The sequence below is a fragment of the Rhodococcoides sp. S146-33 genome (genome assembly GCF_059489205.1).
In genome coordinates this window covers 184,860-199,649 of record NZ_JCAJWY010000002.1, presented here as the reverse complement: position 1 = coordinate 199,649, position 14,790 = coordinate 184,860, and the positions used below count along the sequence as shown (strand labels likewise).

The following is a 14,790-nucleotide window of genomic DNA, read 5'->3' as shown; positions in this document are numbered from 1 at the left end:
ATGAACACCGACGCCCTCCTCGATCTCACACACACGCAGCTGGACTCGTCCACCAAAGGAATACCCCTCGGCGAAACGGTCACTGTCGCAGAGATAGCGCAGCGCGGGTGGAACGTTGCGCGCGGCGACCTCGCTCTACCCGTGACGACGCTGCGCAGCGATGCGATCACGCACAATCTCGAAGTGATGGCCGAATACTGCCGCCGACACGACGCACTGTTCGCTCCCCACGGTAAGACCACGATGTCGCCGCAGTTGTTTCAACGGCAAATCGATGCCGGCGCCTGGGCGATGACCGCAGCGACTCCGTCTCAAGCTTCCGTGATGCGCAAATTCGGAGTCACACGGGTGATCGTGGCAAACGAGCTGGTGGATCGTGGGGCATTGGCATGGGCTGCACGAGAGATGGCTGCGGATCCCGACTTCGAGCTGTACTCCTTGGTCGACAACGCCGACGTAGTAGCAGATGCCGACCACATTCTCGATGAGCTCGGCACCACCGTGACGTTGAAAGTATTTCTCGAGGTCGGCGTAGCCGGGGGCCGCGCGGGCGTGCGGACCGAGGAGGAGGCTGTCGCTGTTGCCGAAGCAGTGACTGCGGCCCGTCACTTCGAGTTGGTCGGTCTGGAGACATATGAAGGTCTGGTCACAGGCGGAGACCGCCCCGAGGATTTCGCCGCTCTCGACGCACATTTCGATCGCGTACGGAATTGGATGACGGTTCTGGTCGAACGGCAATTGCTCACTGCCGACGAAGTTTTCGTCACCGCGGGCGGTAGTTCGTATTTCGACAGGGTGGTAGCCAAACTCGGCGACTGGTCCGATTTCCCGCGCCAGGTACGGCTCATCTTACGAAGCGGTTGCTACATCAGCCACGACGCCGGGAAGTACCACAAGCTTTCCCCGCTCGACGGCCGCCGGGCCGAGAACGAAGACCTTCGACTCGTCAACGCTCTCGAATCCTGGGCGTCCGTGCTGTCGACCCCGGAGCCGGGTATTGCGATCCTCTCCACCGGCAAGCGGGACGTCGCTCACGACCTCACTCTCCCCACCCCGATCCGAGTCCACCACCGGAATGGTTCCGTGACCGATCTTGCCGTCGAAGGTGTGGAAATCTACAAATTGATGGATCAACACGCATTCCTTCGTATTCCGAACGGTGTGAGCGTCAGTCCTGGAGACATCGTTGTGTCCGGGCTGTCCCATCCCTGCACCGCATTCGACAAATGCCGGTTCCTTCCGCTGATCGACGACGAATACACCGTCGACGGCGCTGTCCTGACCTTCTTCTGAACGGCACGAGAAAGGCACATCGAAGCCATGTCCGACAACACTGTTGACTCCCCGCCGAAACCATCTGGTCCCTATTCTCCGAGCGTGCGCCGCGGCAACCTGGTATTCACTGCCGGCCAGTGCGGCTACCGAGCCGACAAGACGTTGGCGGACGGCTTCGAGGCTCAGACCACACTCGCGCTCGAGAATTTGCGCGCCGCACTGGCAGTGTCGGACGCACAGCTGGCCGACGTCGTGACGGTCAACGTCTTCTTGACCGACCCAGGTCAATTCGACGCGATGAACGCAATCTATTCCGAATTCTTCGGAGACCACCAGCCTGCCCGAACGACGGTGACGGTCACCCTGCGTCCGGGAGTTCTGTTCGAGGTCAACGCACAAGCTGTTCTTTCCTGACACCCGGGTCGCAAGACCACCAAGCAACAGCCACATCGGAGGAAAAATGGAACTGGGACTAGGCGACAAGGTCGCCCTCGTACTCGGAGGCGGCGGTGGACTCGGACGAGTCATCGCCAAGACACTCGCAGCAGAGGGGGCGGCCGTCGCGATCTCGGACATCAACGATGATGCGCTCAAATCTGCAATGGCCGAAATCGACAGCAGCCGATCGATCAGTCTCAACTGGGATCTCGCCGATCTCGGAGCCATCGACGCGAACATCGCGGCCGTGGAGAAGGAACTGGGCCCCATCGATATTCTCGTCAATATCACCGGCGGCCCGCCTCCCACGCCGATCAGCGGCCAAGGCCTCGACGTCTGGTCCGGACAATTCCAGTCGATGGTGCTCTCGGTCATCGCCATCAGCGATCGAGTCGTACCGGGAATGAAAGAACGAGGCTGGGGTCGAATCATCACCAGCACTTCGTCGGGCGTCCTCGCGCCCATCGCCAACCTGGGCATCTCCAACGCACTTCGCTCGAGTCTTGTCGGATGGTCCAAAACGCTGTCCAACGAGGTCGGTCAGCACGGCGTCACGTCCAACGTCATCGTGCCCGGCCGTATCGGTACCAAACGGATCGTTTTCCTCGACGAAGCGAAGGCAAAACGCGAAGGCCGCTCGGTAGACGAAGTAGCCGCCACCAGCGCAGCTTCCATCCCTGTGGGGCGTTATGGAAACCCTCAGGAATACGCCGACACGGTCGCATTTCTGGCCAGCGAAAATGCCTCGTACATAACAGGATCAGTGATTCGAGTCGACGGCGGACTGGTCGCCAACGTCTGACCCGCATGCCGAGGTACGGGTTCGATCGAGACACACCTTACGTTCTTCAACGAGACAAGTCACCGAACTCAACAGGAGCAGCACACATGAGTGGACAATTGGCCGGCAAGGTTGCCGTGATCACGGGATCTGCCACCGGTATCGGACGCGCTACCGCCGAACTGTTCGCAGCGGAGGGAGCCGAACTGGTTCTCGCGGATACGAATGCCACCGAGTTGGAGGCTGCGGCGACGTCGATTCGAGCTGCGTACAACACCCGCGTTCTTGCCCTTCCCACCGACGTCTCGGCCGCGCCGCAGGTAGAAAAACTGATCTCGAGTGCAATCGCCGAGTTCGCCGGGTTCGACATCATCGTCAATGTGGCCGGCGTCCAACGGTCGGGACCAATCGAGACCTACAACGACAGTGATTGGGACCTGATGATGAACGTCAATCCCAAATCGTGTTACCTGACAGCGAAGTTCGGGGTCGAAACGCTCCGCCGTCGTGGAGGCGGAGCCATCGTCAACGTCTCCTCTCTGGCGGCCATCAACGGAGGCCCCGGCCAGAGCGGTTATGCCGCATCGAAGGGTGCAATCAACTCGTTCACCAAGTCGCTGTCCAACGAGCTGGCGAAAGACAACATTCGCGTCAATGCCCTGTGCCCGGGATGGGTCGACACACCGTTCAATCAACCAGCTATCGATTTCATGGGCGGTGCAGCCAAGCAGCAAGAGCTGATCGAGCAGTCGGTGCCCATGGCACGGCAGTCCACGCCCGCCGAAATAGCCCAGTCAGCGCTGTTCCTGGCTTCCGACGCCTCGTCGTACATGACCGGTCAGGCGATCGTGGTGTCCGGTGGCGCGAGCTGAGTACCACCTTCCGACGCCCCTCGAGAACAAGGAAACCATGACACTCACTCAAGAACACGCAGACCAGGTGCTCGCCGCTGCTCGAGCACACGCAGAACAGCTCGGTGCGCGTGTCACCATCGCTGTCGTCGATGCCGGAGCCCACCTTCTGGCGCTCACTCGTCACGAGGATGCCAACCTGGTCAGCCTGGACCTGGCGATAAGCAAGGCATATACCGCGATGGTGCTGCGAGAGCCCTCCGACGCCATCGCCGAAGACATTCGACCGGGCGGACCACTCCACACTCTCGACACGGCACACATGCCGAGGCCCCTCATCAGCCTTCCCGGCGGGCTCCCCCTCGGCACACCGGTGATCGGTGCCGTCGGAGTCTCGGGTGGGTCGCTCGAAGCGGATACCGCGATCGCCGCGGCGGGCGCACGGATTCTTGCCGAGAATTCTTGACCCCGACCTAATCCACGTAATGACCGTTCCCACGGTCCTGTTCGCCGACTATGCCTGGTTCACGCCCCAAGCGTGGACCAGGCATTGTGCAATCCCCGCACAGCTGATGTGCGGCCTTGTGGAACTGACAATCCAGCCGGCCGGGATTCATATATCTCGACACCGGTCTTCGATAGACCACCGCTCATCCATATATTTCCGAAACCGGTCGCCCGTCCGGCATCAACCCGACCGATGCAGTGCGCGAGAATCCTTCAATCCGACTGCGCCGTAGGTTATTACGCAGCATCGTCCACGTCGACCACACATGATTGTTACGACTGGCCACCGTATCGGTTTACAAGAAATTTTCACTGCAGCGTGTACATCTGCACGACATACCGTATATCGTATTAGGAGATCGAGAGCCGGATCACACCGTCGGCCACGATCGCCTGTCCTGACCGAATCTCGCGAAGGTGACCAATGCGATTTACTCCTCAACAGAGAGAGCTTCCGGACGTTGCAGACGTCCTGGTGATCGGTGCCGGCGCATCAGGTGCCGTAGCCGTACGGGAACTCAGCGCCCAAGGATTTACCGTCGTCTGTCTGGAACAGGGCGGATGGACTCCACGCAGTGAATTCTACGGAGCCTCGGACGAGTGGGAGTTGCACGCGCAGAAGACCTGGCATCCGAACCCCAACGTTCGTCGGAGTGCCGGTGACTACCCGATCGATGTTTCCGAGTCCGATGTGAATCCACTCATGTACAGCGGAGTGGGTGGCAGCACCATTCTCTACGGGGGGCACTGGACTCGCTCGATGCCGTCGGATTTCAGAACCAAGACCCTGGACGGTGTCGGCGACGACTGGCCCCTCACCTACGAGGATCTGGCTCCCTACTACAACCGTATCGACAGAGACATGGGTATCTCCGGCATCGCAGGTGATCCCGCGTACCCGGACGGAGTCGAATACCCGTTGCCCCCCTTGCCCATCGGCAAGGTCGGACTCACAGCCGCACAGGGAATGAACAAGCTCGGCTGGCACTGGTGGCCGGGAACGAATGCAATCGCATCACGCCCGTACCGGGGGCGCGAGCAATGCGTTCGCCGAGGCACTTGCCAGACCGGGTGTCCCGAAGGTGCGAAAGCCTCTGTCGACCTGACCCACTGGCCGAGCATCCTGGAGAAGACCGACACACACCTGGTCACCGGAGCCCGAGTGAGAGAAATCGAAGTCGACGATGCAGGCTTGGCAACCGGCGCGATATACATCGACCGCGATGGCCGAGAGCACCGGCAGAGAGCATCCGTAGTGATCGTGGCGGCAAACGGCGTCGGCACACCGCGGCTGCTGCTCATGTCCCAGTCCAAGCGTTTCCCGAACGGGCTGAGCAACAGCACCGGGTTGGTCGGCAAGCGGTTGATGATTCATCCGTACGCAGCGGTCGATGGCTACTACGAGGACCAGCTCGAAAGTTGGCTCGGACCCGCAGGACAGGCGATCATTTCGATGGAGTTCTACGAGACCGACCCCTCCCGTGGATTTGTCCGCGGCGGAAAATGGCACACGATGCCGACGGGAGGTCCGCAGGGGCACCGGTCGGGTTACGGCGGCAAAGTCGGCACGGCGGCGTGGGGTGAAAACTTCCACAACAATGCCGAACTGGTCGGTCATTCCTTCGAATGGGGTGTTGTCGCAGAGGATCTCCCCGACGAAGCCAATCGGGTGACCCTCGACTCCGTCCTTCGGGACTCCGACGGGCTCGCAGCGCCGAAGATCACCTACACAACCTCCGCGAACACGCGTGCACTCCTCGACTTCCACATCGAGCGGATGCGCGAGGCACATATTGCAGCCGGCGCAACCCGCACCGTGACAACATCTTTGATGCGCGACTGCGGATGGCACCTGCTCGGCACGGCCCGAATGGGCACGAGCGCCGACGACAGCGTGGTCGACCCCTTCGGTCGATCCCACGACGTACCCAACCTCTACGTCATGGACGGATCGACGTTCGTCACGTCGACGGGGGCAAACCCGACGAACACCATCATGGCGCTGGCACTGCGTTCCGTCGAGAACTTGATCAGCTCCCGAATCGATCAGAAAGTCCCCGTATGATCACGTCACTCGACATCGGTGCTGTTCCTCCGGCCGTCGCACCTGCGCCCCTGAACGACAACCAACGACGACGGCTCGGGCTGTTGGCAGACATTCTCATACCGGGTGACGCGATCATGCCGAGCGCGACCGCAGTCAATACTCAGAATCGTCTGATCGACCGCGCGCTTGCCGCCCGCCCCGACCTGCTTCCATTCCTCATCGCAGTCCTCGAGGCTGTTCCGGAAAATGCAGAGACCAGCGAAATCGTCAGCGCTGTAGATACTTTCGCTGAGAAAAACGAAGATGCGTTCACCGGCTTCGGGCAGTTGCTCAAGGGGGCGTACTTCCTGGAACCCTCGGTGCGGGCTTCAATCGGCTATCCGGGGCAAGAGGCCAGACCCGTTTCCGATGACACCGATACGTATATCGACATTCTCAGCGAGGTGGTCGAACGCGGAGAGATCTACCGTCCCACACCAACCGACATGTAGTCGGAGGTCACTCGTGCACATCGATCCGAACTCCGTCATCGCGGAGGCTGTCAACCAACCGTGTGAAGCGCGCTGTTGCAGCGCAATCTCGCATTCGACGCCGTGAGGGCAACCACAATGGACAAAGCTCGTCATTTCGCCCCGGGTGGGGCATCACAGACGGTGAACAGACGCAAATTCTTCGGAATCACCGCGGCAGCAGGGCTCGCGGTGGTGGCGACATCGGCAATAACAGGATGTGCTCCCAAAGCCACCAGCGGAAACAAAGTTGCCTTCGCGTTGGCGACCTACACCGTGCCGAGATATATCCACCTCGACCTCCCCTCTTTCAGCGATGCTGCTGCCCGCGCAGGATTTCAGACCGCGAGCCAGCAAGCCGACTCGAAAGTGGATCGACAACTCAACGACGTCATCAATCTGCTCGGCCAGGAGCCGGGTGCCATGGCCATCGCCGCAGTCTCCGGCGGCGCTGGGGTGAACCTCGTGGAACAGTGCAGACAGGACGGTGTTCCGGTCGTCGCGTACAACAACTTCATTCCCAGCCCGGACCTCGCGGGATTCGTGTCCCGTGACAACGTCCAAGTCGGCCGCGACCACGTACTCGCCGCGCAGGACTTCCTCGGAGGTCTGCGCGGAAACGTCGTGATCTGCTCCGGCCAAGCCGGCGATCAAGTCGCGGAGGAGATGACAAGCGGATACTACGAAGCTTTGAATCCAGCGATTGCACGCGGGGACGTGACCGTCATCAACCAACAGTTCAACAAGGGTTGGGACCCCGAACTGGCCCGCAAGCAAGTCGAAGACGCCCTCACCAGGACTGGAAACAATCTTCAGGCAGTTCTGTCGAACAACGACGGAATGGCCGGCGGCGCAATCAATGCCCTTCGTTCGCAGCAGATAGCCGGGAAAGTTTTTGTTTCCGGACTCGATGCCACCAGTGAAGCGTGCAGGGCGATCGTTCTCGGAGAGCAGGCGATGTCGACCTTCACTCCCTACGACGAAATGGGTCGCACAGCCGGCGATCTGTGTGCACGTCTTGCACGCGGCGAAACTATCCAGACCCCAGATTCTTATCCCATCCCCGGTGGCGGAACGGTCCCATGGTTCCCCACGAGCAGCCGAGCAATCACGCGAGACAACCTGGTCGACTACGTGCGCGAGTACTCACCGCAATACGTCGACGTACAACAAATTTTCGGTGGCATCCCCGACAACCAACTGCCTGCAGGTGCCAAAGAGCTTCTGGCAGCCGCGCAGACCTCGAACGGAGAATGATCGTGACCGCAGAAACACTCAGCCCCCCAGCGGGGCCGGGAGACAGTGCAGAACGCAAGGATCCCCGAAAGATCCTGCCGTACTCCCGTGAAGCAGAATCCGCCGTGCGCCGCTCACTGGTTCTGGTCGGCATCATCGCGCTGGTATGGGTCGTCTTCCACTTCTTGACGGGCCAAGTTTTCATCACGCCGAGGAACCTCAGCAATCTGGCCGTACAGGTGAGTGTCACCGCCATCGTCGCAGTCGGGGTGACGTGGTTGCTGATTGCACGCCAGATCGACCTCTCCAGCGGCGCATTGATCGCATTGATTGCTGTCATCGTCGCTGAACTACAGGTGACCCAGGGATGGTCTGTGTGGGTGACTCTCATTGTCGCGGTTGTGGTCGGACTCGCCGCGGGGCTCGTGAACGGATTGTTGGTGACGTTCGTCGGCATCCCTGCCTTCATCGCAACCCTTGCCGCATTCTCGTATCTACGTGGCGGGGCATACCTGACCTCGGATGGCAACACCGTGGCGGGACTCGATCCGACCTTGGTCGAGATCGGTAACGGAAACGTCCCGCCGGTCATGAGCGTCGTTGTCATCGTGGCTGCCACGATCGCTGCGGTTCTGTTCAAGCTCAACGAGATTCGAGGGGAGAAAGCTGCCGGCACCGTCCGCCCGTCGCAGATGGTCACGCTGGCCCTGATCGTGGTTGCAGGCGCAATCGCAGCGTGGGCGTTCGGGACGTACCGTGGACTGCCCTTCCCCGCACTCATCCTTGCAGTTGTTTTCCTCGGGGCGAGTTACCTGACGAACCAAACACGGTTCGGCCGCTACATCTACGCCATCGGCGGCAACCCGGAATCAGCACGTCGATCCGGTATCAAGATCACTCGTGTACTGATCATCTTGTTCGTCCTGGCAGGGCTCATGACGGCGATCGGCGCGATCATCCAGGTCGCGCGACTCGACGCCGGCGCACCGTCCACCGCAGAGTTGCAGGAACTTGCGTGCATCAGTGCTGCAGTGATCGGCGGCACCAGCCTTTTCGGCGGCCGCGGGCGTCTTCTCGGCACAGCGCTCGGCGCGCTCCTGATGGCGAGTATTGCCAACGGATTGAGTCTTGCTGGAGTGAACACGTTTTGGCAGCAAGTCGCCACCGGCGTGCTGCTCGTCGTTGCGGTCGCGACCGACCGTCGTACCCGTAAGGAGAACAAGCTATGACCTCACCAGTGATCGAGGCCGTCGACGTCAGTCGCACCTACGGAGCAGTGCAGGCGCTACGGAGCGCGACATTCACCATCGGTGATCGGGAAATCGTGGGTTTCGCCGGCGACAACGGTGCCGGTAAGTCGACTTTGATGAAAATCATCGGCGGTGCGGACAACCCCACCGGCGGAACACTTCGCTTCTGCGGCAACGAGCGAGGCGTCATCACGCCGGAGCGGGCCCGTCGCGACGGTGTCGAAGTTGTTTATCAAGATCTTGCCCTGTGCGAAAACATGAACGTCTACGAAAACATCTATCTCGGGCGTGAACTGACCTCGAATGTTGCAGGCATCAAGAGATTGCAGCATTCGAAGATGCGGCAAGGTGCACACGAACTTCTCGAACGCCTCGGAGTCGAACTGACGTCGATGCTGGACCCGGTGAGCACCCTGTCGGGTGGGCAGAAACAGATGGTCGCGATCTGCCGAGCCACTGCATTCAAGCCCAAGCTCATCATCATGGACGAGCCCACCGCCGCGTTGTCGGTGCAGGCAGGTCAACCACTTCTGGACTTGATTCGTAGGTTGCCGGACGAGGGAACCGCGATCATGCTGGTCAGTCACCGACTCTCGGATATGTTGTCCACGGCATCTCGTATCTATATTGTCCGCCACGGCGAAACCGTGGCCGTTGTGGACGCAGCCACTTCCTCCGAAGAAGAAGTGCTGCACCTGATGGCCGGCCACTCCCCCAAAGTCGCTGTGTCGAAAGCAAACGCCGCGTCGATCTGACCGAGCTCGTCCGGGGGTGGCGGCTGAACGCGTTTCCACCCCCGGTCGGGCACAGCGGCGACAAGTGCCGCGTCGGGTGGCCGAAAGCTACTGAAACAACAATTCTGGCCGTATCGTCAGATACGAGATACGGTAAGGTGACCGATATGTCGACAGAGATGCTCCAACCGATCGCAGCACGGCCTGCCAACCTGACTGCGATGGTTGTCGATACCATCCAGAACGCCATCATCGACAAATCACTTCGCCCTGGGGCTGCTATCAGTGAGGCATCACTTGCGTCAGCGCTCAATGTCAGCAAAACCCCTGTCCGAGAAGCACTCCTCCGCTTGCGGCATATCGGGCTGGTCGTACCGGCGGACCGTGGAATGCGGGTCGTCAGCCCCTCTCCACAGCTCATCCGATATGCCTACGAATTGAGGGCGGGACTCGAAAGATCAGCTGCGCTGCTGTCCGGTGAACGAGCCTCGGAAAAAGACCTCGAGGACATCGAATCCGCAGCAAAGGGGTCGGTGGCACACGCCGAGGCTCACGATGCGGACGGATTTCGATCGTGCGATCTACAGTTTCACACGCTGATCGCGCGATCTACCAAGAATCCATTGTTACTCTCGGCCGTTTCGGACGCCGCTACGTTGACGCGGGCGCTGCGGGCGCGTGACGTGCAGACCACCGGTGATTCGATTCTGTGTGCACAAGAGCATCTGGCCATCAGCGCAGCGCTGAACGAGAGAGACGGCGAGACCGCAGCGCGGCGAACATATCATCACATCAACCACGTGATGACGATCGTTCTCGGCGGGTACTCGGATGCCACGTCTGGCGTCGACGCCGAATAAGTCGTGAACACGGCGGGAAGAATTGCCCCGGCGGACATATTGCGCTCAACGGACGATCACCCGCATTCCTGACTGGAATGCGGGTGATCGCAGAGAACTACCGGGAATCAGGCCGCGGAAGACCCGAAGAAGTCCATGAAGTCGAAGCAGGCCGACCCGAAGCAGCCGGGATCAGGATCCACTGGAGTGATGCCGTCGTCGTAGGTGACGGTGGCGATGTAGGAGCCGGCGTTGTCGCCGAAGCTTTCGCTACCGTCGTTGAACGCGAACGACAGCGGACCTGCGCCGTTGAGGACGACCGGCCCCTCTCCGATCAGAATCGGGTCGCCGTTGCCGATCCTGGCGTACAGGGCCCCGTACTTACCCGCAGGATCCTGGCAATCGACGGTGCAGGTGTCGACCGATCCGTTGGGGCCGTAGTACGCAGCAGTCCCCATGGTCGACGTCGTTGCGGATCCCTCGGCCGTCACGGTCACCGGTGTACCTTCCACCAGCACGAAGTCGGTGGGCTGGTAGCCACCCGTTGTTGCCACGATTGTGTACTGATCTGTCTGTGTCACGGCAGAGGCGGTACCCGGGAGCACTAGCGCTGCACCGGCGGCAACGGCGAAGGTGGCGAGTGCGATGGAGGCCTTGCGGTACTGAACGGCGGACATATACGGCCTTTCGTTGCGGATCAGAGGGATGAACCGGACGTTAGTTCCGCAGTGCAATTGTTTTGCAACCCAATGCCGACACGCTGTGCTTACATTTCATTTGTGACCGCGCACAGTGCCTGTATCGAACTGCTCGGCACACCGACGGTCCGCGGCACCAGCGTGGTCGACCCGCGAACCATCGGCGGGCCGCGCTGCGTAGAAGCACTCGCCTACTTGACGGTGCATCGGCACCGGGATGTCTCCGCAGAAGAACTGGCCTCGATCATCTGGCCACACGGTCGCCCGAAGTCGTGGAATGCCGCGGCCCGAAGTGTCTTGACGAAGGTGCGGGAGGCCTTGAACGCGGCGGGCATTCCCGGTGACAGTCTGCGATCGCGCGGTGGCCTTCTTCAGCTCGCACTACCCGATTGGGTGCACGTTGACATCGAAGTGATCCGCGAATTCTGCCGACGCTCCGGCGGCGGTCTGCCTGCGCGGGTCAGGGCAGATCGAGCGCACGACGCCCACCGTGCGCTGTCGGACCCACTCCTGCGCGGAGTTGTCGGAGCATGGGCGGAGGAACTGCAGGCCGAGCGCGTATCGCTTCTCGTTGCGGCTCTCGACATCGACGCGCAAGCATCGGCCGAAGACGGCTCCTTCGAGCGATCCATCTCCTGCGCCGAGGCCATCATCTCCATCGATCCCTTGGTCGAACGCGCATACCGGCGAGCCATGCGCGGCCACATCGCGTTGGGCGACCGCGCGCAAGCGCTGGAGGTCGCCGCTCGTTGCCGGAAGGCACTCACCGAGCACCTCGGTGTCGATCCTTCGCCCGAGACCGAACAACTGTTCGCCGACGCCCTCCAGAACGACTGGGCGACAACAGAACTCGCCGGGACCGCCACCCCGCTGATCGTGGGCCGAGACAGCGAACTCGATGTGATCGCGCGGACAGTGAACTCGACCGCGCCCGGAGGTAGCCACTGCGTGGTCGTGACCGGCGACGCCGGGAGTGGAAAGACGACGCTGATCCGTGAAGCGATGCGACGGGCACGCGCCACCGGAGTCACGGTGACCTTCGGTCGATGCAGCGAGGATGCCGTCGTGCCGTTCGAGCCCTTCGTCGACGCAATCGAAGGGCAGCTCGACGACGTCGACTCCGCGCAGCTGCGTGATTGGGTCGACGCCCACGGCAACGACGTTCTCAGGCTGCTGCCGGGAAGCGCTCAGCTATTCGCCCACATCGATGTCGAGTCCGACGCGTCGAGCAACGATCGTGTGTCGACGATGAACGCCGTTCGGCGCTGGCTCACCGGTGCTGCCAGGAATACGACGACGATGCTGGTCGTCGACGACCAGCAGTGGGCGTCACCGGCGTCGCACTCATGCTGCGCTACCTCTTTCAGGTATGTACGACGGCCTCGATCTGTTTCGTCGTCGTAGCCCGAACCGAATCGCTCGAGGGTGTGGAACTGAGCGCGACGCTGGACACGGCCACGCGGCTGGGACAAACCCGCCGACTTGAGTTGCGCGACTTCGAGCTGAGACACCTTCGCGAGCTCGTCACGGCCCACGAGTCGAACCTCGATCCGGTGCAACTGTTGAGCACGACGCGCGGTCATCCCCTGTTCGTGACGTCCATTCTTGCGGCCGGCCGCACCGACGGCCCAGCTGAGCGCTCCGAATATCCCTCCACCATCGTGGGTTTCGTCCGTCGATCCGAGCATCGTCTGGGCGCGGATGCCCGAGTGCTATTGCATGCGTGCGTAGTTGCAGGAATGTCGATACCGCTTGTCGTGCTGCGCGGCGCAAGCGGTGAGCTCACGAACGATCGCTTCGAGGACGCGCTCGACGAACTTGTTCGCGCCAAACTGATCGCGCCTGCCGACGACGGAGATCTCTTCGAGGTGCGGCACCCTATCGTTCGCAACGTCGTGTACACGGACATCGGTCCCGGCGCTCGCACTGCGCTCCATTCCAACATCGGACGTGCGTTGGAGCGCACGACTCGAGACAGACAAGACGCTGCGCGGCTCGCGTTTCATTTCGGCCGGGGTCGCGTCGACGATCGTGTGCGTGCGGGTTCGTACGCACACCGAGCCGCCGAGAACGCCTATGCGATCGGTGCCTACGAAGATGCCTGTCAGCACTACCGTCGAGCACTCGATTGGACGCCCGTCGAAGATGCCGCCACCCGGTGTTCCATGTCCATCGGGCTCGGGCTGTCCCAGCGAGCCATGCGGGACCCGAGCGCCCGCAGTACTGCGATGGATGCACTCACGATGGCGCGTCAACTCGGCGATCGAACCCTGCAGCACGACGCGATCGCAGCAAGCACTCGGCGTGGGGTGGAATTCGTACAGCGGTACGCACCCGACGCCGAGCGAGTCGCCGTCATCGACGCCATGTGCGCCGAGTTGGAGGCCGAGGGTCGGACGGTGTCACGCGAGTACGCCGTCCTCGCCATACAGCGCGTCATCGAGCAGGCCTGGGGAGCGGACTACAGCGAGCGTGCCCGCACGATCGTTCACGCTTCCGACATTGCCCGAAGCGTTGGTGACACAACGCTGTTGGCGTCGGTCAACGTTGCCGCACTCATCGGTTTACGCGTTCCCCATTGCGCCCACCTCGTCGCGACCGCACTTGCAGACCTCGACGAACTCGTCGACTCGCACCCATCCGTCATGCACGACGCAACAGTGGCGGTGTGGCTCTCGCGGGCGCGACTCGAAGCAGGAAATCTCGACGGTGCCATGAGATGTCTCGACGCCATCACCGACGCGCACGTCGACGGCGACCCCGAACTTCGCTGGCTCATCGACTACGGACGACTGGGCGTGTCGCTCGCGGCGGGCGATCTGATCGCGTGCGAGGCGGCGTTGGACGGAATACGAGCAGTACCGCCGTCTCCTACTGACACAGGCTATTACGGACGTTTGCTGCCGGCGCTCACCGCTCTGCGGACACTGCGCGGCGACATGGGCGAGATCGTGCGTCAGGCCGAAACAATGCGTGCACACGCGCACGACAACCCTGTATTGCGGCCCGCGCTCGCTGTCGCCCTGATGGACGTGGGTAGGCATGCCGAGGCGACCGAACTGATCGAGTGGTACACGCCGGAGCGCCTGGATGCGATCCCCATCGACCCGATGTGGTTGTCCACCATGGTGTTGATCGCCCGGGCAGCATCCGAGCTGATGCTGAAGTGGCTGTGCGAGTTCGTCTATCGAATCCTGCTCGACCACGAAGACTGTGTGGTGCTCACCTGGGCCAGCCTGTACGGCGTCGTGCACCACCATCTCGCCTCGTTGGCGTGGGCTCTCGGAGACGACGCCTGCGCGCACCGTCACCTCGACGCGGCGCGGACGATTCATGCGCAACGGGGATTCGCCGCGTGGTCGGTCGAGACCGACGCGCTCGCGCTGCGAATTCGGGCCGCGACCGGATGCGTCGACGCTGCGGAGGTCGACGCGGTGCGTGACCGCGCCGAGCGACTCGGCGCGACTGCGGTGCTGCGACGGTTGCGCGCTACGGGGCTCTTACACAGTTAGTGGACGTGTCCCCCGCTGGCCCACCCGCCGCGGCAGCACCAACTACTACACAAACGGTAGTATCACACTCGCGACAACGGTCGTTGCGCATTCGCCACGGGCCGGGGGCCGAC

The 14,790-nt window shown here is 61.8% G+C and carries 14 protein-coding genes; 13 read left to right on the top strand and 1 reads right to left on the bottom strand.

Features of this window, described 5'->3' with window-relative positions; translation table 11 throughout:
* From AC5WEY_RS09560 to AC5WEY_RS09510, 11 genes are all read left to right on the top strand, one after another.
* Nucleotides 1-1,293: an alanine racemase gene (locus AC5WEY_RS09560; RefSeq protein WP_495645722.1), complete on the top strand. Its 1,293-nt coding sequence runs from the start codon at nt 1-3 to the stop codon at nt 1,291-1,293.
* A gap of 27 nt (nt 1,294-1,320) precedes the next feature.
* On the top strand, nt 1,321-1,689 hold the full coding sequence (locus AC5WEY_RS09555; protein ID WP_495645721.1) for a RidA family protein: 369 nt from the start codon (nt 1,321-1,323) through the stop codon (nt 1,687-1,689).
* 46 nt (nt 1,690-1,735) lie between these two features.
* Nucleotides 1,736-2,515, top strand: a complete 780-nt coding sequence (locus tag AC5WEY_RS09550; protein ID WP_495645720.1) for an SDR family oxidoreductase — start codon at nt 1,736-1,738, stop codon at nt 2,513-2,515.
* An 86-nt stretch (nt 2,516-2,601) separates the two neighbouring features.
* The gene (locus AC5WEY_RS09545; RefSeq protein WP_495645719.1) at nt 2,602-3,366 is read left to right on the top strand and encodes an SDR family NAD(P)-dependent oxidoreductase; all 765 of its coding nucleotides are present in this window, start codon (nt 2,602-2,604) and stop codon (nt 3,364-3,366) included.
* Between the two features lie 37 nt (nt 3,367-3,403).
* The gene (locus AC5WEY_RS09540; protein WP_495645718.1) at nt 3,404-3,811 is read left to right on the top strand and encodes a GlcG/HbpS family heme-binding protein; all 408 of its coding nucleotides are present in this window, start codon (nt 3,404-3,406) and stop codon (nt 3,809-3,811) included.
* 465 nt (nt 3,812-4,276) lie between these two features.
* Nucleotides 4,277-5,917: a GMC family oxidoreductase gene (locus tag AC5WEY_RS09535; RefSeq protein ID WP_495645717.1), complete on the top strand. Its 1,641-nt coding sequence runs from the start codon at nt 4,277-4,279 to the stop codon at nt 5,915-5,917.
* A complete protein-coding gene (locus AC5WEY_RS09530; RefSeq protein ID WP_495645716.1) occupies nt 5,914-6,390 on the top strand; it encodes a hypothetical protein in 477 nt (158 codons plus the stop codon). The genes AC5WEY_RS09535 and AC5WEY_RS09530 overlap by 4 nt, the downstream gene beginning before the upstream one ends.
* A 162-nt stretch (nt 6,391-6,552) precedes the next feature.
* Complete coding sequence (locus AC5WEY_RS09525) at nt 6,553-7,665, top strand: sugar ABC transporter substrate-binding protein (RefSeq protein ID WP_495645715.1); 1,113 nt, start codon at nt 6,553-6,555, stop codon at nt 7,663-7,665.
* A gap of 2 nt (nt 7,666-7,667) precedes the next feature.
* Entirely contained in the window at nt 7,668-8,873 is a 1,206-nt protein-coding gene (locus tag AC5WEY_RS09520; RefSeq protein ID WP_495645714.1) for a sugar ABC transporter permease, read from the top strand.
* Entirely contained in the window at nt 8,870-9,649 is a 780-nt protein-coding gene (locus tag AC5WEY_RS09515) for an ATP-binding cassette domain-containing protein (RefSeq protein WP_495645713.1), read from the top strand. The genes AC5WEY_RS09520 and AC5WEY_RS09515 overlap by 4 nt, the downstream gene beginning before the upstream one ends.
* A 146-nt stretch (nt 9,650-9,795) precedes the next feature.
* Complete coding sequence (locus AC5WEY_RS09510; protein ID WP_495645712.1) at nt 9,796-10,488, top strand: GntR family transcriptional regulator; 693 nt, start codon at nt 9,796-9,798, stop codon at nt 10,486-10,488.
* Between the two features lie 107 nt (nt 10,489-10,595).
* Here the strand turns inward: AC5WEY_RS09510 and AC5WEY_RS09505 are convergent, their stop codons facing one another.
* Complete coding sequence (locus tag AC5WEY_RS09505) at nt 10,596-11,144, bottom strand: hypothetical protein (RefSeq protein ID WP_495645711.1); 549 nt, start codon at nt 11,142-11,144, stop codon at nt 10,596-10,598.
* Nucleotides 11,145-11,246: 102 nt separating this feature from the next.
* Between AC5WEY_RS09505 and AC5WEY_RS09500 the strand changes: the two genes are divergently transcribed.
* Both AC5WEY_RS09500 and AC5WEY_RS09495 read left to right on the top strand, forming a co-directional pair.
* A complete protein-coding gene (locus AC5WEY_RS09500) occupies nt 11,247-12,569 on the top strand; it encodes an AfsR/SARP family transcriptional regulator (RefSeq protein WP_495645710.1) in 1,323 nt (440 codons plus the stop codon).
* The gene (locus AC5WEY_RS09495; RefSeq protein WP_495645709.1) at nt 12,488-14,677 is read left to right on the top strand and encodes an ATP-binding protein; all 2,190 of its coding nucleotides are present in this window, start codon (nt 12,488-12,490) and stop codon (nt 14,675-14,677) included. Before AC5WEY_RS09500 ends, AC5WEY_RS09495 begins: the two co-directional genes overlap by 82 nt.
* The last annotated feature ends 113 nt before the right edge of the window (nt 14,678-14,790 follow it).

Coding starts and splice junctions, on each gene's coding strand:
- AC5WEY_RS09560 (WP_495645722.1), top strand. CDS start 1: ATGAACACCGACGCCCTCCTCGATCTCACACACACGCAGCTGGACTCG.
- AC5WEY_RS09555 (WP_495645721.1), top strand. CDS start 1,321: ATGTCCGACAACACTGTTGACTCCCCGCCGAAACCATCTGGTCCCTAT.
- AC5WEY_RS09550 (WP_495645720.1), top strand. CDS start 1,736: ATGGAACTGGGACTAGGCGACAAGGTCGCCCTCGTACTCGGAGGCGGC.
- AC5WEY_RS09545 (WP_495645719.1), top strand. CDS start 2,602: ATGAGTGGACAATTGGCCGGCAAGGTTGCCGTGATCACGGGATCTGCC.
- AC5WEY_RS09540 (WP_495645718.1), top strand. CDS start 3,404: ATGACACTCACTCAAGAACACGCAGACCAGGTGCTCGCCGCTGCTCGA.
- AC5WEY_RS09535 (WP_495645717.1), top strand. CDS start 4,277: ATGCGATTTACTCCTCAACAGAGAGAGCTTCCGGACGTTGCAGACGTC.
- AC5WEY_RS09530 (WP_495645716.1), top strand. CDS start 5,914: ATGATCACGTCACTCGACATCGGTGCTGTTCCTCCGGCCGTCGCACCT.
- AC5WEY_RS09515 (WP_495645713.1), top strand. CDS start 8,870: ATGACCTCACCAGTGATCGAGGCCGTCGACGTCAGTCGCACCTACGGA.
- AC5WEY_RS09510 (WP_495645712.1), top strand. CDS start 9,796: ATGTCGACAGAGATGCTCCAACCGATCGCAGCACGGCCTGCCAACCTG.
- AC5WEY_RS09505 (WP_495645711.1), bottom strand. CDS start 11,144: ATGTCCGCCGTTCAGTACCGCAAGGCCTCCATCGCACTCGCCACCTTC.